Origin of the sequence: Methanobrevibacter curvatus (assembly GCF_001639295.1) — an archaeon.
Taxonomy (GTDB): Archaea; Methanobacteriota; Methanobacteria; order Methanobacteriales; family Methanobacteriaceae; genus Methanoflexus; species Methanoflexus curvatus.
The window spans coordinates 32,064-54,328 of sequence record NZ_LWMV01000160.1 but is presented as its reverse complement, the minus strand read 5'-3'; the positions used below and the strand labels follow the sequence as shown (position 1 = coordinate 54,328).

The window sequence follows — 22,265 nt, the reverse complement described above, 5'->3', positions numbered from 1 at the left end:
ATAAAAAAATAAAAAGTAAAATATAAAAATGAAAAATATGAAAAAATTATTTTGTCTTTAAAGCTTTAAAAGCTATTGGAACTGTACTGTATTTTGTTCCTGCAGCAGCTAAAACTTCATTTTTATCACTAGTTAACTTAGGTATTGGTTTCCAAGGATTATTAGGGTCTTCTCCTACTACAAACACATCATCAACCAATTTTTCATCTAACAAGTATAAGAGAATAGCTGTTACTACACCACCATCTTGACCTTTATTTTTAGTTGATTTTGCATTTAAAATTTTTATGTATTTCCCTAATGGATAAGATTCAGGTTTTGCTTTCAAATCATTTGAGATTATTTTAGAGGAAGTAAAAGTACGAGGACAAGATATATAACATAAATTACAATTTTCTCTACATTTACCCTTTTTTACTGGTTTTCTGCTGTTTATTTCAACAATATTTTCAGGACAAACATATTCACATGCTCCACATAAAACACAGTTACCTACCTTGATTACATCACTTTCAAGCAAATCAAAGTCTGCTCCATCAGTATCTTCTTCAAATTCTTTTTCAGAAATTATGCGATTGTATAAAACTTGTCTAGCTATTTTTTCCTTAAATTCTATGTTTTTTAAGTTTTTAGATTTTTTCCCACCAGCTATTTTTTCAAGAAGATTTAATAATTTCTCATCAACCTCTGTTGTTTCAATGTAGCCTGCTTTTTCTAACCCTTCAATTATTTTTTCTCCTTTTTCAGATCTAACAATCAAAGTAGAATAACCTTTTTTAGAACCAACCGATCCAACAGAAATATCAGAAAAATCTGATGCAAAATCTATACATACATCACAGTTCTTTCGTTTAAAGCTTTCAGTTTGTGGAATTGAATAATCTTTTAAATCTCCACTATTTAGAAAAACTTTAAACCTATTATTTTCTATTCTAAATTCTTTAACATCTTTAAGTTTAATTCCATCATTTTCTAAGAATTCTTTTAAATAATGATATGAGAAGTTTTCCATACAAAATAAGCCAATTTTAATACATATTGGTGAACCACCAGTTTTGTCTTTATATTCATTGATTTTTGTAGCTGCTAAAATCTGACATGGAGTTCCTACCATTGCTGCTTTTTTATCTGCCATAATATCACCTGATTAATGAGCATTATAATAATATCATATTTTAATTAAATAAAAAAATAAACAAGCTTAAATAAAGTAAAATTAAGTAAAATTAAATTAAATAAAAAAATATTTATAATATTATTATAATATTATGAAAAAATTATATATAATTATTGCTATGGTTACTATATAATAGACTTCATAATAGTTATTTTATTAATTATTAGTATATTTACTAGCATATTTATTATTAAATATCTCTCTTATTTCAAAATATGTTTATATTATAATTATATTTAAATTATTATAATTTATACTTTTCCAATTATATTTTATTCTTTTTTTTATTAGTTATTTTTCAATTTTTATATTTTAATGAAATTTTTTAATAAAATTTTTCATTTTCTTTAGTTTTTTTCATTTAAAAAAAAAAACTTTTTAAATTTTCTTAATTTTTAAAAAAATAAGTTACAATCAAATAAACTTTATAAGTGTCTTTTAAAATAGTTTTTATTAAAAATCGAGTTAAATAAACTAATTATTCTTTCATGATTTTAGCTATTATTTTTAAGATAAAATGGAAATTAATGATAGAGAATTTTGATAAACTTCAGTAAATTTTTTTTGATTTTATTGTTTATAATTTGATGTTTTTTGGAATTTTCTTTATTTATATATTCTTTAAATTAATATAAAAAGGTTTATATAATATAATATAGACATTTATGACAATATATAACTTGAACAATTATTTTATAAATAGATAGTATGGTAAAGTTGAATATTTAGGTGATCGTTTGGTTTATGTTGATCTACTTATTAATTGGGAAATTTTTAGATATATTATTAATGTTTTGTAGGATAATCAGTTTGAAAAATGCGGTAGACCTAATAGTGACAAAATTATTGTGTTAAAAATATTGATTTTACAAACCTGGCATGATTTATCTGATTTTAAAGTTCAAAAGCAAGAAAATAACAGAATTTCTATTTTATAAAAAGTTTATCAATTGAATAAATTGAAAACATCATGTAAATAATAGTGTTTAATGAAAATAAAAAGAAATGTTTTATAAATAATAAAAAATATAATGATATATTCTAATAAAATTTTTATTTAAACAATGATATTATTAATTGATATTATTGATATTATTAAATTAATAAATAATTAAGATATTTATATTTAATTTTATCAGTATTGGATTATTAATTAATTATTTAATTTATTCGATTAATTATTTAATTTATTGAGTAATTATTGGAAAATATTTTAAACAATAAAAAATATTTTAATAAAAATTTACTTAAACAATTAATCTGGGAGATGAGACTATGTCAGGTTTTTGTTAAGTTAAATAAACTAATAAATGAATGTTGAAACCTCAATTCCAAAGCAGGATATTTAATTTATTAAAAATACTTAGCAAAACCTATTTTATAATATCTAATTCAAGATCTAAATGAAAATTAATTTAAATATAATTAACAAATTTATTTTTATAACTATATGTGTTTTGTTAATTTAATTTATTAAATTGACATGCTTAATTTATCTGATTTTAGTTTATCTAACTTTGATTTAGCTAATTTTAATTTATATTTAAATTAATAATATTAAATTCATTTTAATGGAGGAGATATTATATTTAAAAAAATTAGTCTATTATTTAAGATAATTATAATAATTATTATCTTAGCTATTGGAGCATCACAAGTAAATGCTGCACCCACGGACTATGCGATTATTAAACCCACAAACAGTAATGATGGAGACATAACTGGTGAAGTTGTTAAAATCCCATTATACAACACATTAAAAACAAAAAATAATGTAAATAATACAAATAATAATAAACTAGCAGACAATAATGAAAATAATAATGAAAATAACAATAAGATAGTGACTAATAAAACCAACAGCAGTTCAAAAGCCAAAAATGAAAAATCTGTGGAACCATTAAAAGAAATGGTTAAAATCAATACAAAGTGGAGCCCTAAATCTGTAAAAATGAATTCAACAGATATTTATGTTTACGGTGTTTTACCACGTAAATCAGGATATAAGTATCAAAGATACACAGTTCATTTAAAGAATTATTTTAATGGAGAATGGGGAAAATTATTTTATGAACAAGCCTCTGTAAATAATTATATAAAATGTTTTTCTCCAGTTGAAGGAATGTTATATTATTACAACCCAAAAAGTAAGTTAAATGATGTTGATTTTGACATTGTGTCTGGTTTGTCTGGAGATTATTCATCAAAGTATTCATTAAATATTGTTTCAATAAAAGTTTACAAAGTATAAACTTTTATTTTTTCTTTTTTTTATACAATTTAATAATTTACTTTTTATTAATTTTTACTTTTTAGCTATTTCTATTTATATTCTTTTATTTATATTCCTTTTATTTATATTCCTTTTATCTATTCTCCTTTTATTTATGTTTTTTTATTTTTTTAAATCTTTTTTCAATTGAAAATCAACAATATAGATTAATTACTCATTTGCCAATTTCATAAGGAAACTAGCCAAAGAAACAACATCTATTCTGTTGTGTTCAATTATTGGGACTACTGGACCTATGTTGTTTTCATTTAAGTATGATTTATAGTATCCTGGAATTTCAGATCCTGGAACATCATTTTCTCTTTTTATGTTAAAAATTTCACTTTCAACAGTTTGTAATTGACAATTAGGCAATCTATGACGCCATAATTTCCTAACATAATGTAATAAATCATAATTTATTAAATTTTTGTTGTAATCCAGTCCATGATGGCTAAATCTGTCTTTTATAAATGGAACATCAAAACTTGCACCATTATATGTGACTAAAATAGAATCATCATTTAAATGATTGAAATATTCATGCAAAATAGCTGGTTCTTCTGATTCTTCTCTTAAAAAGTATTGGTTCGTTTCAATGTAATTTCCTTTAATTTCAGCTATTCCAATTAAAATAATAGGAACATTGTTAAGACCTAATGTTTCAATGTCCATAAATTTAAAATCTTTTTCATCTGCAAATTGACATGCTTTAATTGTTTCATTATGAGAATATGAATTTTGTTTTAGGTAATCAAAGAAATCTGTAAATGATGAGTTGATATTTTCAATGGCTAAATTTACATTTTTGGAGTATTTAGGAAGTGATTTTAAGGAGTATAAATCTTCATATCCTTCTTCTTTTAGTTTTTTTTCTTTTTTTGGACCAATTCCAGGAATTAATTTTAAATCAAATAACAATCTATCTTTTAAATTACTTTTTAATATTTTAAAATCTATTTTTTCTTTTTGAGTGATTTTTAATGTTTCTCCATACTTTGTTTCAATTATTTCGCTTCCAGCTAAATCTAAGAATTCTTTACCTTCATAATCATGTAACAATTTTTTTTTAAAATTTGAAAAAAAGTCATTTGAATTATAAGAATTAATGTTGCAGTCTTCAGCTGGGTTTTCTGATGTTATTGATTTTGAAAGAATTAGTTTTAATAAATCTTTTTCTTCTTGATTTTTTTCTTCTTGATCATTTAATTCTTGATCATTTTTGTTATCATTTTTCTTAGCCATTTTATCCTTAATTTTCCTCAACATCAATTTTAAATCCAATTGTCATGTATTTAGGTGCACAACAAGAAACAACTTCTTGGCTATGGATAGAATAATGCCCATAGCATTTAAACACCTTTGATAGTATTTTTTTTGCTTCTTCTACTTTTTCCATATCTAAAAACTTTATATTACCAATGTAAGACTTTTTTTCAGAAAAAGAAATCATTGTTATTCCGTCTATCGAAGCAGGATATTCTTTTAAACTATCGTTGATTTTTTCAAGAATTTCTTCTTTAATTACATTCATATTATTTTTCTCCTTAAATTATATAATTTAAAAATTAGTTCAAGCTATTCTCTCATTCAATCATGTCACTTAAATTGATTCAAATCACTCCAATTATTTACTCATCTTCTCCTTAACCAACTCCTTTGCAAGAGGAGTTATATTTTCAGCTAAAATTTCTTTTAAGAATTTACCTGTGTATGATGATGATTTAGCTACTTCTTCAGGGCTCCCTTCGGCCACTACCATTCCTCCACCATCCCCACCTTCTGGACCTAAATCAATAATATAGTCTGCTGTTTTTATAACATCTAAATTATGTTCTATAACAACAATAGAATTTCCAGAATCTGTTAATCTTGATAAAACATTTAAAAGTCTATTAATATCCTCAAAATGCAGTCCTGTTGTTGGTTCATCAAGAATATATAATGTTTGACCAGTACTTTGCTTTGAAAGTTCTTTAGCCAACTTGATTCTTTGAGCTTCTCCTCCAGATAAAGTTGTTGATGCTTGACCTAATTTTATGTAACCTAATCCAACGTCGTTTAATGTTTCAAGTTTTTTTCTAATTCGTGGAATATTTTCAAAAAACTCCAATGCCTCTTCTACAGTCATCTCTAAAACATCATAGATATTTTTTCCTTTAAACCTAATATCTAAGGTTTCATCGTTGTATCTTTTACCTTTACAAACTTCACATGGAACATATACATCAGCTAAAAAATGCATCTCTATTTTAATAATTCCATCTCCAGAACATGCCTCACATCTTCCACCTTTAACATTAAAACTAAATCTTCCAGGTTTATATCCTCTTTTTTTGGCTTCTGAAGTTTCTGCAAATAATTCACGTATATATGTAAATAAACCTGTGTATGTAGCAGAATTAGAGCGTGGAGTTCTTCCTATTGGACTTTGATCAATAACTATCATTTTATCAATATTTTTAGCACCTTCAATGGCTTTGTGTGAACCCGCAAAACCATGCTTATGGGAAAAAATTCCATTAAGTCCTTTATGTAAAACTTCATTTATTAAACTGCTTTTTCCACTACCTGATACTCCAGTAATACAAGTAAAAACTCCTAAAGGAATCTTAACATCAATATTTTTTAGATTGTTAGCTGTTGCACCTTTAATTGAAATAAATTTACCATTACCCTTTCTTCTATTTTTAAGAATTGGAATTGTCTCTTTTCTTGATAGATATTTACCTGTAATAGAATTATTTGAATCCATAATATTTTTAGGGCTTCCTGAAGCAATTACTTTACCTCCATGCTCTCCTGCACCAGGTCCAATATCTACAACAAAATCTGCTGAAAGAATGGTCTCCTCATCGTGTTCAACTACAATTAAAGTATTTCCAATGTTACGAAGATGTTTTAATGTATCAATTAACTTTTGATTGTCTCTTTGGTGTAAGCCAATACTTGGTTCATCTAATATATATAAAACACCAACTAAACCAGAACCTATTTGAGTTGCAAGGCGAATTCTTTGCGCTTCACCACCAGATAATGTCCCTGAAGAGCGTTCTAAAGACAAATAGTCCAATCCTACATCCACTAAGAATTTTAATCTTTCATTGATTTCTTTTAAAATTTCTTTTGCAATGTAAATTTTTCTTTCATCTAGTTTTAAACCTTTGAAAAATTTATAAGAATCCTTAATTGATAAAGAAACAATATCATGAAGATTAGATCCTGCCACTTTAACAGCTAATGCCTCTTTTTTTAACCTTTTTCCACCACAAACAGTACATGGACGATTACTCATAAAACGGGACAAATAGTTACGAGAATAATTGGATTTTGTTTCAAAGTAATGTCTCTCCATCCTTTTAATTACTCCTTCAAATTTTCTATTTACTTTGTATGATTTGTTTCTACGTTTAAAATTAAATTGAATCTTTTCATTTGTTCCATAAAGAATAATTTCTTGATCCATACGGCTTAAATCTTTAAATGGAGTGTCCATTGAAAACCCAAAATGTGTAGAAACTCCTTTTAACATTTCAGTGTAATAATTTTCCTTACCTTTTGATCTACTCCAAGGTAAAATTGCCCCATCACTAAGTGATAATTCTTTGTTAGGTACAACAAGGTTTTCATCCATTTCCATTGTAGCACCAAGTCCATTACACTCAGGACATGCACCTTGAGGTGCATTAAATGAAAATAAACGTGGTGTCAATTCATCAAAACTTATTCCACAATCTACACAGGCAAAATGCTCTGAATATTTTTTTTCATACTCTTGGTCATCTTTATTGTATAAAATACTGACTAACCCATCAGATAACTTCAAAGCAGTTTCTAGAGAGTCAACCAATCTTCTTTGAAATTCCATGTCTTGTCTTATGACTAGTCTATCAACTACAACATCAATTGAGTGCTTAAATGTCTTTTTTAAATTAAAATCTTCATCAAGACTTCTTATTTCACCATCAACTCTTACTCTTACAAAACCTTTTGATTGTAAATCTTCAAAAACCTTCTTATGTTCTCCTTTTTTGTCTTTAACTACAGGACTTAAAATCTGAATTTTAATTGATTCTCCTTCAGATATTATGTTTTCTGCAATTTGACCTGCAGTCTGTTGAGAAATCTCTTGACCACAATTATAACAAAAGACAGTCCCAACTCTTGCAAATAAAAGTCTTAAATAATCGTATATTTCTGTTATAGTCCCTACAGTTGAACGTGGATTCATTTTAGTTGATTTTTGATCAATAGAAATAGCAGGAGACAATCCTTCAATGTAGTCAATTTCAGGTTTTTTCATTTGCCCTAAAAACTGTCTTGCATAAGCAGATAATGATTCCACATAACGACGCTGTCCTTCAGCATAAATAGTATCAAATGCAAGTGATGATTTGCCAGAACCACTTAATCCAGTTATCACTATAAATTTGTCTCTTGGTATGGTTAAATCTAAATTTTGAAGGTTATTTTCCCTTGCTCCTTTAAGAATTATGTTATTTTTAAAATCATTTGTAGTCATTATTTCCCCCTTTGAGATAATTAAAAATAGCTCGAATAACTTATTAATGACTTTCAATTATCAACTAATTTATTAATCAATTGCTTTATTAATAATTAATTATCCTTATATTAATATATATTTTAAAATATTTATATTTTTTGACAAAATTGTGTTTTTGTTTATCATTTCTATAAAAATTAAAAAATTAAAAAAAAAGTAAGGAATATTAAACTAAATTAAAAATTAAAAAATAAAAAAAAAAAAAAAAAAAATGAAAACATACCCAAAATATCTTCTGTCAAACTAAAAAGTGTGTATTTTATTTAATTGTGTAATGATATTATCAACATTTTCCTATTATCCTTAATAATATCACTAAAATAGCTATATCTAATGATAATTCCTTTTTATGCCCAAAATTTTCATTTAAATCTCATAATTAATAAAATAATCATTTAATATTAATTTTATTTTAACTACTATAAATTTTTTCTTTTTAAAATCTTGTCCATTTAATTTAAATAGCTGATTTTTTCCTTGGAACACTTAAACTTAAGAAAGCTTTTTTAAAGTTTTAATAGCTATTTTATCATTATTCCATGGGTTAAAACTATTATATACATAAAATATGGCTTCATTTTTATCTCCAATGCCATAAAATCCTGGTAAATCTTCAGGCATTTTCTTTTTACCTATTATCAGTGGGACAACATGTTCATTTATCCCAATTGCATCATCATATAATTTTTTGATTATTTTATTCTCTTGTTTCATTTTTATGGACAATAGTAGTTTTGAAAATGCCCAAGTAGCACTGTATTCCTCATCATAAATATTAAATAATTCTTCTGCTTCCTCTAATCTATTTAATTCAAGTAATTTATTAATTAAGATATATCTTATACCCTGATTATCACCAGGATTAAGTTCCAATATATATTGTAATTGATTAACTGCCTTTTCTTTTTGTCCATCGTCCCATAATAGCTCAGCTTGTTCCATTAAATGCATCATAAAAGGTCTAGTTTCAACCATTAGCCAAAAATGACCTTTGTATTCTTCAAAGTATTCTTCACCTTTAGTATTACGGAATAAATCAATAGCTCTTTGATAGTCCTCAATTGTTTCTAAAGGATTGCTTTCATCAATAACATAATCATCAAATAGTTCAATATCATCTTCCCCAAAATGAGAAGAATCTTCACTAAAATCATTACCTGTCAAAGAGTCAAGCAAACCATCCCCCATATCATCAGGAATAGGATTTGAAATCATATCTAAGAATAGTTCTATTTCTTCATCATTAGTTTTATCTCCTTTTTCTCCCATTAAATCATTTTTTAATGCTTCTTTTAAAGTTTCTTCATCCAAACCTGTTTTTTCTGCAAGTAAAGTTAATAGAGTTGTCTGAGGTTCTTCTATATACTCATGTAATTCCGACTTAGGTACAATAAGGCCATTATCTGTAACAACCATATCTTTAAATGGATTTTCCTCAGTCATATATCTAGTAGAAAATTCCTCATCATAATGTCTCATATTAAACATGTCTCTAATTTTTCTAGCTTTATCTGAAACTGTGGATTTCTTAGTGTTAAAATGCCCACATAACTCCTCAGGACTTAGATAAGGTTCAAATGACTCATCAAACAGAAAGTTTATTTGACCAATTGCATATACAACAGCAGTAGCCCAAATCTCAAGTTTCCCTCTTTTAAATGGAACATCATGCTTTCTTCCTAGTTTTTTTATAAGACTAATAGAAAGTTCTTTATACTCATTATTAAGATGTTCTTGAGTAATACTTTCAACCATTGCCAATAACTTTTTTTCTTTGATTTTAATATCTTCTTTTGACATATTATTTCCAACATATATGTTTCAATCTAATAAAAAGCAATAAAAATAAAAAATATTAATATAAAATAAAACTTAAGGAAGTGTATCATAATCGCTTTTTTAGAATTTTCATGAAATTAATTTCCATATGAATCGTTTAAAATATTAAATAATCGATAAAATATGTGTTAATAACTATAATAAAGTAATTATATTATTTAATTCAATTTTAAAGAATTTATATTATTTTAAATTTAAATTATATATTTTATAAATATTATTTTTAAAAAAATAAAACAATACAGATATTTATATAAAATTTAAAGATTTTGAATATTAAATATTTTTATTAAACTTTTTAAAAAATCCCATTTTTTTATTTTTAACAATTAAATCTTGGGCTAAGTCACTTAGTTTGTTTTTAAGTATTTTACCACTTACATTTAATGGAAATTCATCAATGAAAAACACATATTTAGGAACTTTGTAGTGAGCTAAATTGTCATCTACATAATCACGTATGTCTCCTTCTTCTAAATCCGCATCAGGAGATTTAATAACAAAAGCAACTACTACTTCTCCGTAATATTTATCTGGAACACCTACAACCTCAATAGCTTCTACTCCAGGATATGAAATTAAAAGATTTTCTATCTCTGTTGGATAAATATTTTCTCCCCCTCTATTAATCATGTCCTTAATTCGCCCAACAATTGAAACATATCCATATTTATCCATTTTTCCTAAATCTCCTGTATGTAACCAACCATCTTCATCAATAGTTTCATGTGTTTTATCTGGCATTTTATAATATCCTTTCATTACAATAACCCCACTACAGCAAATTTCACCAATTTCACCAGGTTCTAATTTTTCTCCTGTCTTTCTATCCACAATTTTTACTTCCACATCGAACAATGCTTTTCCAATTGTGTTTAAAATTCTATCAAAACCATCTCCAAAATCTGTTGAAGTTACTGTAGAACTTGCTTCTGTTAACCCATAACCTGAAATAACAGTTTCTATGTTTAATTTAGTTATAATCTCATTTAAGATTTCTGGAGGACAGTATGAACCTCCTTTAACAAGCTGTTTTAATGAACTAACATCATACATTTCAAACATTGGATGATTTATTAAAGCCAAAAATATTGTTGGAACCCCACAAATTACTTCACATTTTTCGTTTTGAATTGAAGATAAAATTAAACTAGGATTGAAAACATCAGTCATTACAATGGCTCTTCCAAAGCATAAACATCCCAATATTAAACTTAAACCATATGAGTGAGAGAGTGGAAGGGGATTAAATAATCTATCATTACTTGTCAGACCAGAATAAAAACCAATATTATATGCATTATTTATGCAATTTCTATGGGTTAACATAACTCCTTTTGGAAAACCTGTTGTGCCTGAAGTGTATTGAATATTCATAATATCTGAATTTAAAACAGAATCTTTTACTTCTTTTAACTTTTTATCTGAAATTGACTTTCCTTCATTTATAAGTTCATATGTGTTGTACATACCTCTGTGGTGATATTCACCCATAAAAATTATGTTTTTTAATAAAGGGTATTTTTCTAATTTTAAATCGTTTTTTACAGATTTTTTTAAATCTGGAATCAGACCATACATCATTTTAACATAGTTGTTATCTTTAAATCCCTTTTCCAAAATTAATGCTTTCATATCTGATTGTTTAATTGTATAATCTAGTTCTTTAGTAGTGTATGCAGTATTTAAAGTGACTAAAACCGCCCCAATTTTTGCTAAGGCCATCATATAAAATCCCCATTCTGGAATGTTTTTAGCCCATAACCCTACATGATCCCCTTTTTTTATTCCAATAGATAGCAACCCTTTTGCTAATTTATCAGTTTTTTCATGGAACTCTTTAAATGTTACTCTAAAGTTTTTTTCTGGATATACTATGTAATCTCTATTTCCTATTTTATCTAATTGATTTTCTAAAAATTTACCTACAGTTTCTTCTGAAAATACCACGATAACACCATTACAATCTTCATTATTTGATATAATGAACATTTGCTAAAGATAAAATAAATATAAAGTAATATAAAGTAAATATAAAGTGAATATAAAGTAGATATAAAGAAAATATAAAATAATATAAAAGTAATATAAAATAAATACAAAATAAATATAAAGTAATATAAAGTAAATATAAAATTAATAATTAAATTTAAAACAAATATGATTTATATATCAAACAAAAATCATATAAAACTAATTTACTTTTTTTATTATTTTAAACTGCTTAGTATTTAAATTTATTGATTAAAATTAAATTATTTACAAATTTATATTATTTTATATCATTTTAGTAATACAAAACTATTTAATACACTTATAGTTTGTTAAATTTTTGTATTTCCACTGGATGTTGTAGTAGTTTGTTATCATGTTTTAGCTTAGAAACAACTAGTCCTTCTAAAAATACACTTAAAAAAGTGGTTTTAAGTAGAAATTTGTATGTATAAGACAGTACTTGTTCATAACCAACACTATTTTTGAAGAATTTATTAAAATATTCTATTTTACTCCTAATTGGTTTTAATTCGCCCATTTGTCCTATAAGTTGCTAAATTTGTAGACTAAATTTTGATAAATTTTTTTAGATGTTTTTTCTTGCTTCTGATTAAATGAATGATTTTATATTCCATTAGACCAATATAATAGCTTTCATAGCTGAAATAACTTTTATTGACAAGTAGTATACATTTATTTTTCAATATTTTTCTTCTTTGGCATTTAAGTATTTTCAGGAAATACTCTGGTGTCATTGCCAGCATTTTGATGGACTAACATGGTTAGTGATTTACAGGTACCATAATCCATTGTTATTGTTAATTTTCCATCAATGTAATCCTTTTGGTGTTGAACAACCGATTTTAAACCCTTTTTTTCTAACTTTTCTTTTGAATAAAATTAGATTCCTATCAAGCATTAATATTGCCAAAGTTTTGTAAGATATTAGTGAATTTAAATGTTCAAAAATATTATTGAAAAAATCTTTAAATTCATCTTAAATCAATTTCTATCATATTTTTTATAAAAATTAAAAAAAAAAAAAAAAAAAAAAAAAAATGAATTGTATGTCACACTTTTTGAGTAATAGGACTAAACTAAATAAAAAGTAAAAATTTAAAAAGTAATTTCTGCTACTCGACCTGTTTTAAGCTTATATGTTTTTATATTCCAATTAGTTACAACCCCTATCTTATTTCTTGAATGAGTTGTATCTGCAATAACCCATTTACCATCAAGGTATATTTCTGCCCAAACATGCCCCAATACACCACTTGTAAAAGCACATTCGCCATGGACATATCTTGCAGCTATTCCATTTACTCTTAAAAGAGCAACTAATAAATGTGTTTTATCAACACAATTTCCCCAACCTTTAGTTATAGCTCCTTTTGCTCCAGTACTATCAAAAGAATCAAAATAAAACTTGTACTTTATACTGTCTCTCACATAATTAAATATCGCTGTTGCTTTTGATAAATCTGTAGATAATCCACTAGTTAATTTCTTCGCTAATGATTGTATAGAACTATCATTCACTTGACAACGCATAGTAGCCCCTAAATATTGTGATAACTCTTCATTAGGTGTTATTGAGCCAGAAATTCCATTATCAATACTTGTAAGACCACTAGTATTTATAGATAAGGAATTAGGTAATGCTCCATTGTTTTTATGGTAGTTGAGAACTTTTGAAAGCTCGTAAACCAATGAGTAATAGTGTATATTCCCAAAGTCTGAACTTGCATAATTTGGAGCTTTTTTATTGGTTTTTATAAAAACTGAAACTCTATAAGCTAAATCAACATAATTTGCTTTTAACAAATTAGCTGTAATTTTAGCACCACTAGGACTAGGTGGGGAACCAACACTTATAGCTGGAATATTAGAATAAGTTCCTTTGTTAATATTCACAATAGCATTAGAAAGTAAATACAAAAAGTCTGGCATTCCCCATTCTTTACCATTTATAAGCACATAGCTAGGTAATTTTCCATTAGATTCAGTGTAAGCTTTTATTCTGGATGCAGCATCAATAATGTCATTTAAAGCAAGATTAGTAGATGTAGAATTAGAATTACTAAAGGAATATGCATCTATTTTATTTGTTAATTCATTTATCAATCGGTTTGTAGTTGCAGAATCTTCATACATATAAGTTTCATATATTATTGTATTTATCCCCCCATTTACTAAAGTATTAGTGAGGTAAGGAGTACTTGTTTGAGAACTTGGATAATAATACACTAATTTTGGAATCTGTTTTATAATGTCTTCTGCAATTTTTTTAGATGCACTATGGTTTAAAGGGGCAAAAATAAAATTTGTTTTGTTATAAGATCCTCCATTTAGAGTTCCTCTATTGGAATGTATATCAATAACTATATTGTAATTTTGAGTAAGTATATGAGGCAAAACAAATTCTTGGGCAAGCAATTGTCCATTCATTCTTCCTTTATCATAATCTGAAGCATCTTTTGTAACATTTATCTTATAAATATAATAAGAATATTTTAAATTAGTACTTTTTGAAACAATTGTATTATATAAAGAACTATGAACATATGATTCAAGAGGATGCAATCCAATAACATATGCTATTTTCCTTTTTGAGCCAACATTACCCAATACATCAATTAATTCAACTTTTCCTTTGTCATTTGAGCCTAATAATTTAGTATTTAAACCCTTCTGAGTATTATTATTATTATTATTATTATTATTACTATTACTATTAGAAGCACTAATTTGGGTTCTTTGATATTTAGGAAGGTTTTTATTTAGTTTATGTGTTTTTGCAATATTTAAATTAAGTGTAGATGGTAATTTTCCACTATGAGTTGCTGTATAGTATGCTACTTTGTTAAGTGTATATATCCCTGTTTGATACTGCATTTTGCCAAGTTTAGTTGAAATATAATTTGGACTTTTATTATACTTTTTAATGTATGTTATTATATTTTTTGAATAGCTATAATATTGGGCTTTTGTAAGTTTTCCTTTTATATTTACTCCGCTTGCTTTTGTTGGATTTTTAATATTATACTTTATAGTTATTGCTGATGTTTTTTTATTATACTTATTGTATATGGTCATAGACAAGAGATTTAAATATTCAGACATGGAGAACTTAGATTCAGATATAGTTACATAGTTTGGTAGTTTTTTGTATTTGTTAATATAACTGTTCACTGCTTTTGATGCAAGGAGTATTTGATTTTGACTTAATGAAACAGCTTCACCAGCAGCTTTAACCTTATTCGTAGATGTGACAGCATTTACTATACTATTTTTACTATCATCACTTACACTACTACTAGTATTTGTATTATTTTCCACGTTATTTGTATTTGTTTCACTTGCAAAACTTGCACTCACACTAATAAAAAATATACAAATCAATGCAAGTAATAATATTTTCCCATTTAATCTAATTTTTTCACCTCAAAATAATATAAGATTACACTACATAAATTAGTTAGTTTATGAGTTAGATATTTATATAAATTAATTATACATATAAAAGTAAATTATGGTTTTATATCTTATATAACTTTCTATTATTTTGAGAAATTAAAAAAATGCAAATTATCAACATAATTGATTAAATAAGTAGGTTTAAAAATGTTATTATTATTGGAATACATTACATCTTTTGTTATTAAATATAGGTTTGTAATGTCTTTAAATTCATTCAAAATAATTATTAAATTGTATTTTTAATTTTCACAAATTATATCCCATAAAAACTATAAAAAAATATTGTATTAAAGTCAAAATTTCATGGACTTCAAAACACCATATAAAATTAACATTAATGTTATAATGAAAACAATGTACATGATTATTACAACAGCTATTAAATAATCATTAAAGTAGCATTATCAGAACAATAAATAATTAACCTTTATTTCATTATCCCTTTAATTATTATTAATTGATCACGGATTTTAGCTGCTTTTTCAAAGTCTAATTCTTGAGCAGCTTCTTTCATATCCGATTCTAAATCCATAGCAAGAATTTCTAATTCATCTTTTTTCAATTTCTTAATATCAAATCCTTTAGCTATTTTTGATTCATTGTTTTCTTCTTTTGGTTTTAAAGTTCTTTTTGTAGATTTAGGAGTTATATTGTGTTTTTTATTATATTCTAACTGAAGTTGTCTTCGTTTATTTGTTATATCAATGGCTTTTTTTACAGAATCAGTCATATCATCTACATACATTATAACATGACCATCAACATTTCTTGCAGCTCTACCAATTGTCTGAATAAGAGATGTTTCACTTCTTAAAAACCCTTCTTTATCTGCATCTAAAATAGCTACAAGTGAAACCTCAGGCAAATCTAATCCTTCTCTAAGGAGATTTACACCAACTAAACAATCAAATTCTCCTCTTCTTAAATCATCAATAATCTCAATTCTCTCTAAAGTATCGATTTCTGAATGAAGATATCTAACCTTAACACCTATTTTAGCATAGTAATCAGTTAAATCTTCAGACATTCGCTTTGTAAGAGCTGTGACCAAAACTCTTTGGTTTTTTTCTGCTCTAATTCTAACTTCAGACAATAAATCTTCAACTTGACCTTTAACTGGGCGAATAATAATCTTAGGATCAACTAAACCAGTTGGTCTTATAATTTGCTCTACAATATTTGAGCTTCTACTTAACTCGTATTCACCAGGTGTGGCTGAGACATACAATACTTGATCAACAGATTTTTCAAATTCATGAAACATAAATGGTCGATTTTCTTTAGCAGAAGGCAATCTAAAACCATGTTCAACTAATGTTTCCTTTCTTGATCTGTCCCCATTAAACATGCCCCTAACTTGAGGAACTGTAACATGAGATTCATCAATTATTGTTAAAAATTCTTTTGGGAAATATTTAAGTAAAGTATATGGCATTTCTCCCCATTGTCTTTCTGATAGATGAAGTGAGTAATTTTCAACACCTGGACAATATCCCATTTCACCTAACATTTCTATATCAAACTTTGTTCTTTGTTCCAACCTTTGAGCTTCAACAAGTTTGTTTTGTGAATTTAATTCTTTTAATCTTGAGTCTAATTCTAATCCAATCTCTTTAAGAGCTTGGTTCATTCGTTCTTCTGGTACAACAAAGTGTTTTGCTGGATAAATCATTATTTTTTCTAAGTCTTCAATTTTTTTATTTGTAACTCTATTTACATAAGCTATTGAATCAACTTCATCCCCAAATAGCTCTATTCTTATTGGATCCTCACCATGAACTGGATGGATTTCAACAACATCTCCGCGAACTCTAAATTGGCCTGGAGCAAATTGAATATCATTTCTCTCATACTGCATATGTACTAATCTTGAAAGTATTTCATCACGAGAAATAATGTCTCCTCTTGAAATAAATAGCTTAAATTCCCCATAGTCATCAGGAGAGCCAATACCATAAATACAGGACACACTACTAACTACAATAACATCATCACGAGAAAGAAGAGACTGTGTTGCAGAATGTCTCATCATATCAATTTCTTCATTGATTGATGCTTCTTTATCTATAAATGTATCTGTTCTAGGGACATATGCCTCAGGTTGATAGTAATCATAATAACTAACAAAGTATTCAACTGCATTATCTGGAAAAAACACTTTAAATTCTTCATAAAGTTGAGCAGCCAAAGTTTTATTGTGAGATATTACTAAAGTTGGCTTTTGAACATTTTCTATAATATTAGCCATTGTAAATGTTTTACCTGAACCTGTCACACCAAGTAATGTTTGTTCATGTAATCCCTTGTTTATTCCATTAACTAATGAATTAATAGCTTTTGGTTGGTCACCTAATGGATTATAGTTTGATTTTAGCTTAAATTTTCTCATTTTATCAGTAATTATTAAAATTATATTATTGTTTATAGAAATTTTAAATTTAATATTAAATATTAATTTATTTTTATTTTTGAATTATTAACTATTGAAACACTCTAAAAACTTTTAAGTTTATTTACATTTTTTGTGTTAAAGTTTAGTTATTTATTTTTAAGTATTGTTTAAATCGGAAAGCTTAAAAGCAATGTTTAACATATTATATTTGTGGCAAATAAAATACAAAAGAAAGCTAAAAAGTGTATTAAGAAAATTCGTTTGAATAAACTTATCAATAGACATCAACAGAAAGCTGATGTTTTAAAAAAATTGTTTTTTATCAGGTTTTTGTATAACGGGAAAACGGTTGATGAAGCTGTGGAATTAATGGAAATTGCATTATCTACTGGACATAGATGGTTAGATGAATGGAACGAAGGCGGATATGAAAATTTATACCCTAAAATACAAAAATGGTGGGCGTAAAGCTAAATTAACTGAAGAACAATTCAAAAAACTAGAGGAAATAATGATCAACGAAAGTTTTCTAAACACTCGTAAAATTCATGAAATTATAAAAAAAGAATTCAACATTGATTATTCAACGAGCAGAATACCTGTAATAGTGAAAAAACTAGGATATTCCTATAAAAAAGGTTATATCTTATATTTTAAAATGCCTAACGATGCAGAAATCATATTAAAAAAAAACTAAGATTTTATAATCTAAAAAACTGTAAACTATTTGTTTTAGATCAAGTAGCCTGCCAAAACCTTTCTAACTCACCTACAACAATTTGCAAAATATCTGAAAAAAATACACTTAAGAAAAACCCTATGAGATTTTCAAGAACAGGAATAGGAGTACAATCCATAAATGGAAAGTCATACATAAGTTTCCCACCTAACTCTCGAAAAAAAAAGAAATGATAAAGTTTTTTATAGAATTATTACAAATATAGTCAATTACTTAATAAATTTCATTAAATTAATAATTTATATATAAACAAAGTGGATTCAATATGCAAAAAGTTTAGTAATAGACTATAAATTCAAAAAATAACTTCTTAATCAACAGATTATCAGAAATATTACAGTATGAACAACTAAAAATTATTCAAATCATAGAAGAATTAGAAAAAAATGAATTTGATAACTCAGAATTAATGAATATCGTATTAAATCACATTTTTCCTGAAAAAACTAAAAAAATAATCATAAAAGACTTAAAAAAATACATAGAAAAACCTAAAATGTCAAAAAAATATGAAAAAGCAAATAAAAAGAAACTTGAAGAAATATTAGAAATAGCCTATAAAGAACTTTTAAAACCTTTAGAAAGCCAAATTAAACAAGAAATAGAAACCGTGGTCGTACTAGATAACTATCCTGTTCACCATGCAATAACACTAAAAGAAACTTGTAAATATCTTAACATAACTCTTATACACTTACCTAAATACTCTCCTAAACTTAATCCAATTTAACAAGTATGGAGAACTATAAAAAAAGAACTATCTACAGAATTTATTGTGAATGAAGAATTTTTAATAGAAAATTTCGAAAGATTATTTTATGAAAATGTAGATAAAAAATCATTTACAAAAAAATGGATTGGTAAATTTATTTTTGATAAAAATAATGATTTACTAATTGCAGATATGTGAGAATATGCAATTTTAACAGTATAAAACTAAATTATAATTATTTTATAATTTGTTTTTAAACTTTCCAATATAAACTATATATGTTATAAATTTTAGGTAATATATTACTACAGAAACTAAAGGAGAATTATTAATCATGCTGTTTTTGTTTAAACCCAATTCTTTAGAACAAAATCTAAAATTGATTCAACTCTATGTTTGAACAAGTGGTTATTTAAAATAATTTCTCTATTTTTTTTAATATTCTTTTCTCTCTCTTTTTTATTATTTAAATAGTATTCTATAAGTTTATTAAGCTCTTCCTTTTTAGAATAAGTTACAATAGACTCTCCAAAGATTTTATCCATGTCTTTAACTTTATCTGAAATTATAAATGCTCCTGAAGCAAATCCATCAAAAATTCTATTGGATACAAATCCTTTTTTTGCCATGTCTTCCCAATGATCATTTAAAAGAATCTTTGATGAAGAGTAATATTTATTTAATTCCGAGTGAGCTATATTTTTACCATATATGTATTTTTTATCTATAAAATTTTCCCATCCTTTTCCATAGATTTTTATATTATATTTAAAATAATCTAAATCCTTATTTAAGTTCTTATTTAAATTCTTATCTAAATCTAAATCTTTAATTATTTTTCTAAATACTTTTCTTGTGTTAGCAATAAATAATAGTTCAGATTGGTATTTACTTGACTTTTCTGGGAAGAAAATTTCCTCATCACTGCATTGTAAAAGTGTTTCAACTGGAACATTGACTTTATCTTTTAATTCATTGGTATAAGTTTCAGAACAAGTGAAAACTAAATCATAGTCTTCATACTCATTGTTACTTACCATGTCAGGATGTGATATGTTCCACATTATGTTATATTGATTTTTATTTGTTATATATGGAGTTATTCCTCTTAATACTATAACAAGATCTGCATAATTCGATTTATACCACTCTTCTATAAAATGAATTTCGGTTTTAATATTTCTTTTTTCAAATTCTTTTTTTAATGATAATGAAAAGTAGTAATCTCCCCAACCTTTGAAATATTTTTTTGGAACAGGTATTTTTATGGATATTTTAAAGTCTTTTTTTAATTTTGGTTTTTTAGGATTAATATTATTTAAAATTTCTATTTCTCTATTGGGATATCTACCTCCTTTTTCTCCAAATTCTAAGTAGTGTTCTACTGGATTTACTTTTGATTTTTTAGCATCTGGATACTTTTTTAGATAATAATTTTCGTCAAATTTAATATTTTCTATTTTTTCATTAGGATATTTCATTTCTTCTTTTCCATATAATGCATAATGTATTAAAGGATTCATTTTAGCTTTTTTAACTGCAGGATACTTTTTTAAGTAATATTTTTCATCAAAGTACATGTTAGGATGTTTACCTTCTTTATATCCATAGTATAAATAATGTGTCAATGGATCTAATCTTGATTTCTTTATGTGGGGGTACTTTTTTAAATAGTATCTTTCATCAAATAGCTTGAGGATTTTTATTTTTTTTCTTGCTTTATATATTTTATAAATATTTTTAAGCTTCCCTTTTTCTTTTCTTATTGTCCAGAACATTTAAATCACATGATTAATCATAATATTCACTAATTCAGAGTTTAAATAAAACAAATATAAAACAATATAAACAAATATGAAATAAATATAAGCAAATATAAAACAAATATACAGTTCAATGTTTTTATTATTTATTGGGTGGATTTCCAATTAAATTGGGATAAAATTTATTAATTAAAGTTGCAACAAATACAGATATTAGTAAAATAAGGAAAGTAATAACACATAAGCCAATAAGTGGATGGATTTTTATAAAAATACCATTTAAAGCAAAAGTAACTCCTCTCCTTAGAAATTTCTCTAAACCCATTATTGTCAAGGTATTAATAGAAATAAGATAAATCAACTTATTATTTATGTTAGAGATAATATTTGTAAAAGCAACTACCAGAAAAATACCAGAAAATGACCCAATATATGCAAAAATTAGATTTCCTGTCCATTTCCCAGCATAAAACTTAATAGATGAATGTGATGCATAAGATAAAAGAGCAATGATTAAAAACAGCACTAAGAATAAAACATTTTTCTTTTTATTTTTAAAATAGTCAATCATTCCTTTAGCTTTAAATAGGTAACCAGTATAAAAAAAACTCAATCCAATTATTGCTGCATCAACACAAAAAAATATGGTTATATGAAAATAATTTAGGATAAATAGAATCAAATTTAAAAGAATTATAATGAAAATAATTAAAATTTCTTTTTTAATTTTTATTGAAAAAAATTCTTTTAATTTTACAGAGTAGCTATTTTTAATCTTAGAATTAATTAAAGAAAAGAAAATTATGACTTCAAACAATGCCAATAAAAACCATATTGTTCCATTAGGATTGTATATAGAAGATTTTTGTAAGATCAATGTGAATAAGAGTTTAAAGAAATAAAAAATAATATTTTTATTATTAAGATAATTAATATAAGTTAATAATGTTAAAATAATCCCAATTAAGCCAAAAAAGAAAAAAGGAACAATTAATCGTTTGAAATATTTTTTTATAGCTATTTTAGGAAGAATGTCTTTATAAAGATATCCTGAAACAAAGTAAAATATAGGGACATGGAATAAATATCCAAATTTTAATATCATCTGTGTTTCATATCCTGTTTTTATTCCAAAAGTTGTAAATGTATATATTAAATGAATAACCACTATAAGAAAAATAGCAATAAACTTAGAATAATCTATCCACCATTCTCTTTTATTATAATTAACCATAAAAATATTATTATAAGTAATAATTAATAAACATATGTATTAGTTTATTCAGTTGAATTTAAAAGTTGAATTTAGAAAATTAACATAAAAAAATAGTT

Annotated in this window: 16 protein-coding genes; 4 read left to right on the top strand and 12 right to left on the bottom strand. The window is 25.4% G+C overall.

The window, feature by feature from the left end; all coding sequences use genetic code 11:
* Positions 1 to 46: 46 nt before the first annotated feature.
* Positions 47 to 1,135 (bottom strand): Coenzyme F420 hydrogenase/dehydrogenase, beta subunit C-terminal domain, encoded by a 1,089-nt coding sequence (locus MBCUR_RS04500; RefSeq protein ID WP_067090741.1) that lies wholly within the window; start codon positions 1,133 to 1,135, stop codon positions 47 to 49.
* A gap of 1,885 nt (positions 1,136 to 3,020) precedes the next feature.
* On the opposite strand from MBCUR_RS04500, the gene MBCUR_RS04495 reads away from it, so the two are divergent.
* Entirely contained in the window at positions 3,021 to 3,428 is a 408-nt protein-coding gene (locus tag MBCUR_RS04495) for a hypothetical protein (protein WP_067090738.1), read from the top strand.
* 192 nt (positions 3,429 to 3,620) lie between these two features.
* On the opposite strand, the gene MBCUR_RS04490 is transcribed toward MBCUR_RS04495, so the two are convergent.
* The 8 genes from MBCUR_RS04490 to uvrB form a co-directional block, all read right to left on the bottom strand.
* Positions 3,621 to 4,694, bottom strand: coding sequence for a ribonuclease H-like domain-containing protein (locus MBCUR_RS04490; RefSeq protein ID WP_067090754.1), 1,074 nt, complete (start codon positions 4,692 to 4,694; stop codon positions 3,621 to 3,623).
* Positions 4,695 to 4,701: 7 nt separating this feature from the next.
* On the bottom strand, positions 4,702 to 4,983 hold the full coding sequence (locus MBCUR_RS04485) for a hypothetical protein (RefSeq protein ID WP_067090735.1): 282 nt from the start codon (positions 4,981 to 4,983) through the stop codon (positions 4,702 to 4,704).
* Between the two features lie 93 nt (positions 4,984 to 5,076).
* A complete protein-coding gene (gene uvrA, locus MBCUR_RS04480; RefSeq protein ID WP_067090732.1) occupies positions 5,077 to 7,971 on the bottom strand; it encodes an excinuclease ABC subunit UvrA in 2,895 nt (964 codons plus the stop codon).
* 534 nt (positions 7,972 to 8,505) lie between these two features.
* Entirely contained in the window at positions 8,506 to 9,813 is a 1,308-nt protein-coding gene (locus tag MBCUR_RS04475) for a DUF6398 domain-containing protein (protein WP_067090730.1), read from the bottom strand.
* Between the two features lie 315 nt (positions 9,814 to 10,128).
* Positions 10,129 to 11,802: an AMP-binding protein gene (locus tag MBCUR_RS04470; RefSeq protein WP_067090727.1), complete on the bottom strand. Its 1,674-nt coding sequence runs from the start codon at positions 11,800 to 11,802 to the stop codon at positions 10,129 to 10,131.
* 364 nt (positions 11,803 to 12,166) lie between these two features.
* Complete coding sequence (locus MBCUR_RS04465; RefSeq protein ID WP_067090726.1) at positions 12,167 to 12,385, bottom strand: hypothetical protein; 219 nt, start codon at positions 12,383 to 12,385, stop codon at positions 12,167 to 12,169.
* 578 nt (positions 12,386 to 12,963) lie between these two features.
* The gene (locus MBCUR_RS04460; protein WP_157077675.1) at positions 12,964 to 15,225 is read right to left on the bottom strand and encodes a pseudomurein-binding repeat-containing protein; all 2,262 of its coding nucleotides are present in this window, start codon (positions 15,223 to 15,225) and stop codon (positions 12,964 to 12,966) included.
* 529 nt (positions 15,226 to 15,754) lie between these two features.
* Positions 15,755 to 17,716 carry an excinuclease ABC subunit UvrB gene (gene uvrB / locus MBCUR_RS04455; RefSeq protein ID WP_067090721.1) on the bottom strand — a complete coding sequence of 654 codons (1,962 nt, stop codon included), beginning with the start codon at positions 17,714 to 17,716 and terminating at the stop codon, positions 15,755 to 15,757.
* Between the two features lie 333 nt (positions 17,717 to 18,049).
* Here uvrB and MBCUR_RS10575 point away from each other — a divergent pair, with 333 nt between their 5' ends.
* Both MBCUR_RS10575 and MBCUR_RS04445 read left to right on the top strand, forming a co-directional pair.
* A complete protein-coding gene (locus MBCUR_RS10575) occupies positions 18,050 to 18,187 on the top strand; it encodes a helix-turn-helix domain-containing protein (RefSeq protein WP_169805793.1) in 138 nt (45 codons plus the stop codon).
* Positions 18,126 to 18,416: a winged helix-turn-helix domain-containing protein gene (locus MBCUR_RS04445; protein WP_157077674.1), complete on the top strand. Its 291-nt coding sequence runs from the start codon at positions 18,126 to 18,128 to the stop codon at positions 18,414 to 18,416. Before MBCUR_RS10575 ends, MBCUR_RS04445 begins: the two co-directional genes overlap by 62 nt.
* A 40-nt stretch (positions 18,417 to 18,456) precedes the next feature.
* Here MBCUR_RS04445 and MBCUR_RS10330 read toward each other — a convergent pair whose 3' ends face one another.
* Complete coding sequence (locus MBCUR_RS10330; protein ID WP_157077673.1) at positions 18,457 to 18,594, bottom strand: hypothetical protein; 138 nt, start codon at positions 18,592 to 18,594, stop codon at positions 18,457 to 18,459.
* 273 nt (positions 18,595 to 18,867) lie between these two features.
* Here MBCUR_RS10330 and MBCUR_RS04440 point away from each other — a divergent pair, with 273 nt between their 5' ends.
* Entirely contained in the window at positions 18,868 to 19,188 is a 321-nt protein-coding gene (locus tag MBCUR_RS04440) for a transposase (protein ID WP_067090713.1), read from the top strand.
* A 329-nt stretch (positions 19,189 to 19,517) separates the two neighbouring features.
* Here the strand turns inward: MBCUR_RS04440 and MBCUR_RS04435 are convergent, their stop codons facing one another.
* Positions 19,518 to 20,948, bottom strand: coding sequence for a CgeB family protein (locus tag MBCUR_RS04435; RefSeq protein ID WP_067090710.1), 1,431 nt, complete (start codon positions 20,946 to 20,948; stop codon positions 19,518 to 19,520).
* Between the two features lie 127 nt (positions 20,949 to 21,075).
* On the bottom strand, positions 21,076 to 22,167 hold the full coding sequence (locus MBCUR_RS04430) for an acyltransferase family protein (RefSeq protein WP_067090708.1): 1,092 nt from the start codon (positions 22,165 to 22,167) through the stop codon (positions 21,076 to 21,078).
* Positions 22,168 to 22,265: the final 98 nt, after the last annotated feature.

Excerpts from the sequence above, each read along its gene's own strand:
- MBCUR_RS04500 (WP_067090741.1), bottom strand. The coding sequence starts at position 1,135 with ATGGCAGATAAAAAAGCAGCAATGGTAGGAACTCCATGTCAGATTTTA.
- MBCUR_RS04485 (WP_067090735.1), bottom strand. The coding sequence starts at position 4,983 with ATGAATGTAATTAAAGAAGAAATTCTTGAAAAAATCAACGATAGTTTA.
- MBCUR_RS04465 (WP_067090726.1), bottom strand. The coding sequence starts at position 12,385 with ATGGGCGAATTAAAACCAATTAGGAGTAAAATAGAATATTTTAATAAA.
- MBCUR_RS10330 (WP_157077673.1), bottom strand. The coding sequence starts at position 18,594 with ATGTATGACTTTCCATTTATGGATTGTACTCCTATTCCTGTTCTTGAA.
- MBCUR_RS04430 (WP_067090708.1), bottom strand. The coding sequence starts at position 22,167 with ATGGTTAATTATAATAAAAGAGAATGGTGGATAGATTATTCTAAGTTT.
- MBCUR_RS04490 (WP_067090754.1), bottom strand. The coding sequence starts at position 4,694 with ATGGCTAAGAAAAATGATAACAAAAATGATCAAGAATTAAATGATCAA.
- MBCUR_RS04440 (WP_067090713.1), top strand. The coding sequence starts at position 18,868 with ATGAATATCGTATTAAATCACATTTTTCCTGAAAAAACTAAAAAAATA.
- uvrB (WP_067090721.1), bottom strand. The coding sequence starts at position 17,716 with ATGAGAAAATTTAAGCTAAAATCAAACTATAATCCATTAGGTGACCAA.
- MBCUR_RS04475 (WP_067090730.1), bottom strand. The coding sequence starts at position 9,813 with ATGTCAAAAGAAGATATTAAAATCAAAGAAAAAAAGTTATTGGCAATG.
- MBCUR_RS04445 (WP_157077674.1), top strand. The coding sequence starts at position 18,126 with ATGAATGGAACGAAGGCGGATATGAAAATTTATACCCTAAAATACAAA.
- uvrA (WP_067090732.1), bottom strand. The coding sequence starts at position 7,971 with ATGACTACAAATGATTTTAAAAATAACATAATTCTTAAAGGAGCAAGG.
- MBCUR_RS04435 (WP_067090710.1), bottom strand. The coding sequence starts at position 20,948 with ATGTTCTGGACAATAAGAAAAGAAAAAGGGAAGCTTAAAAATATTTAT.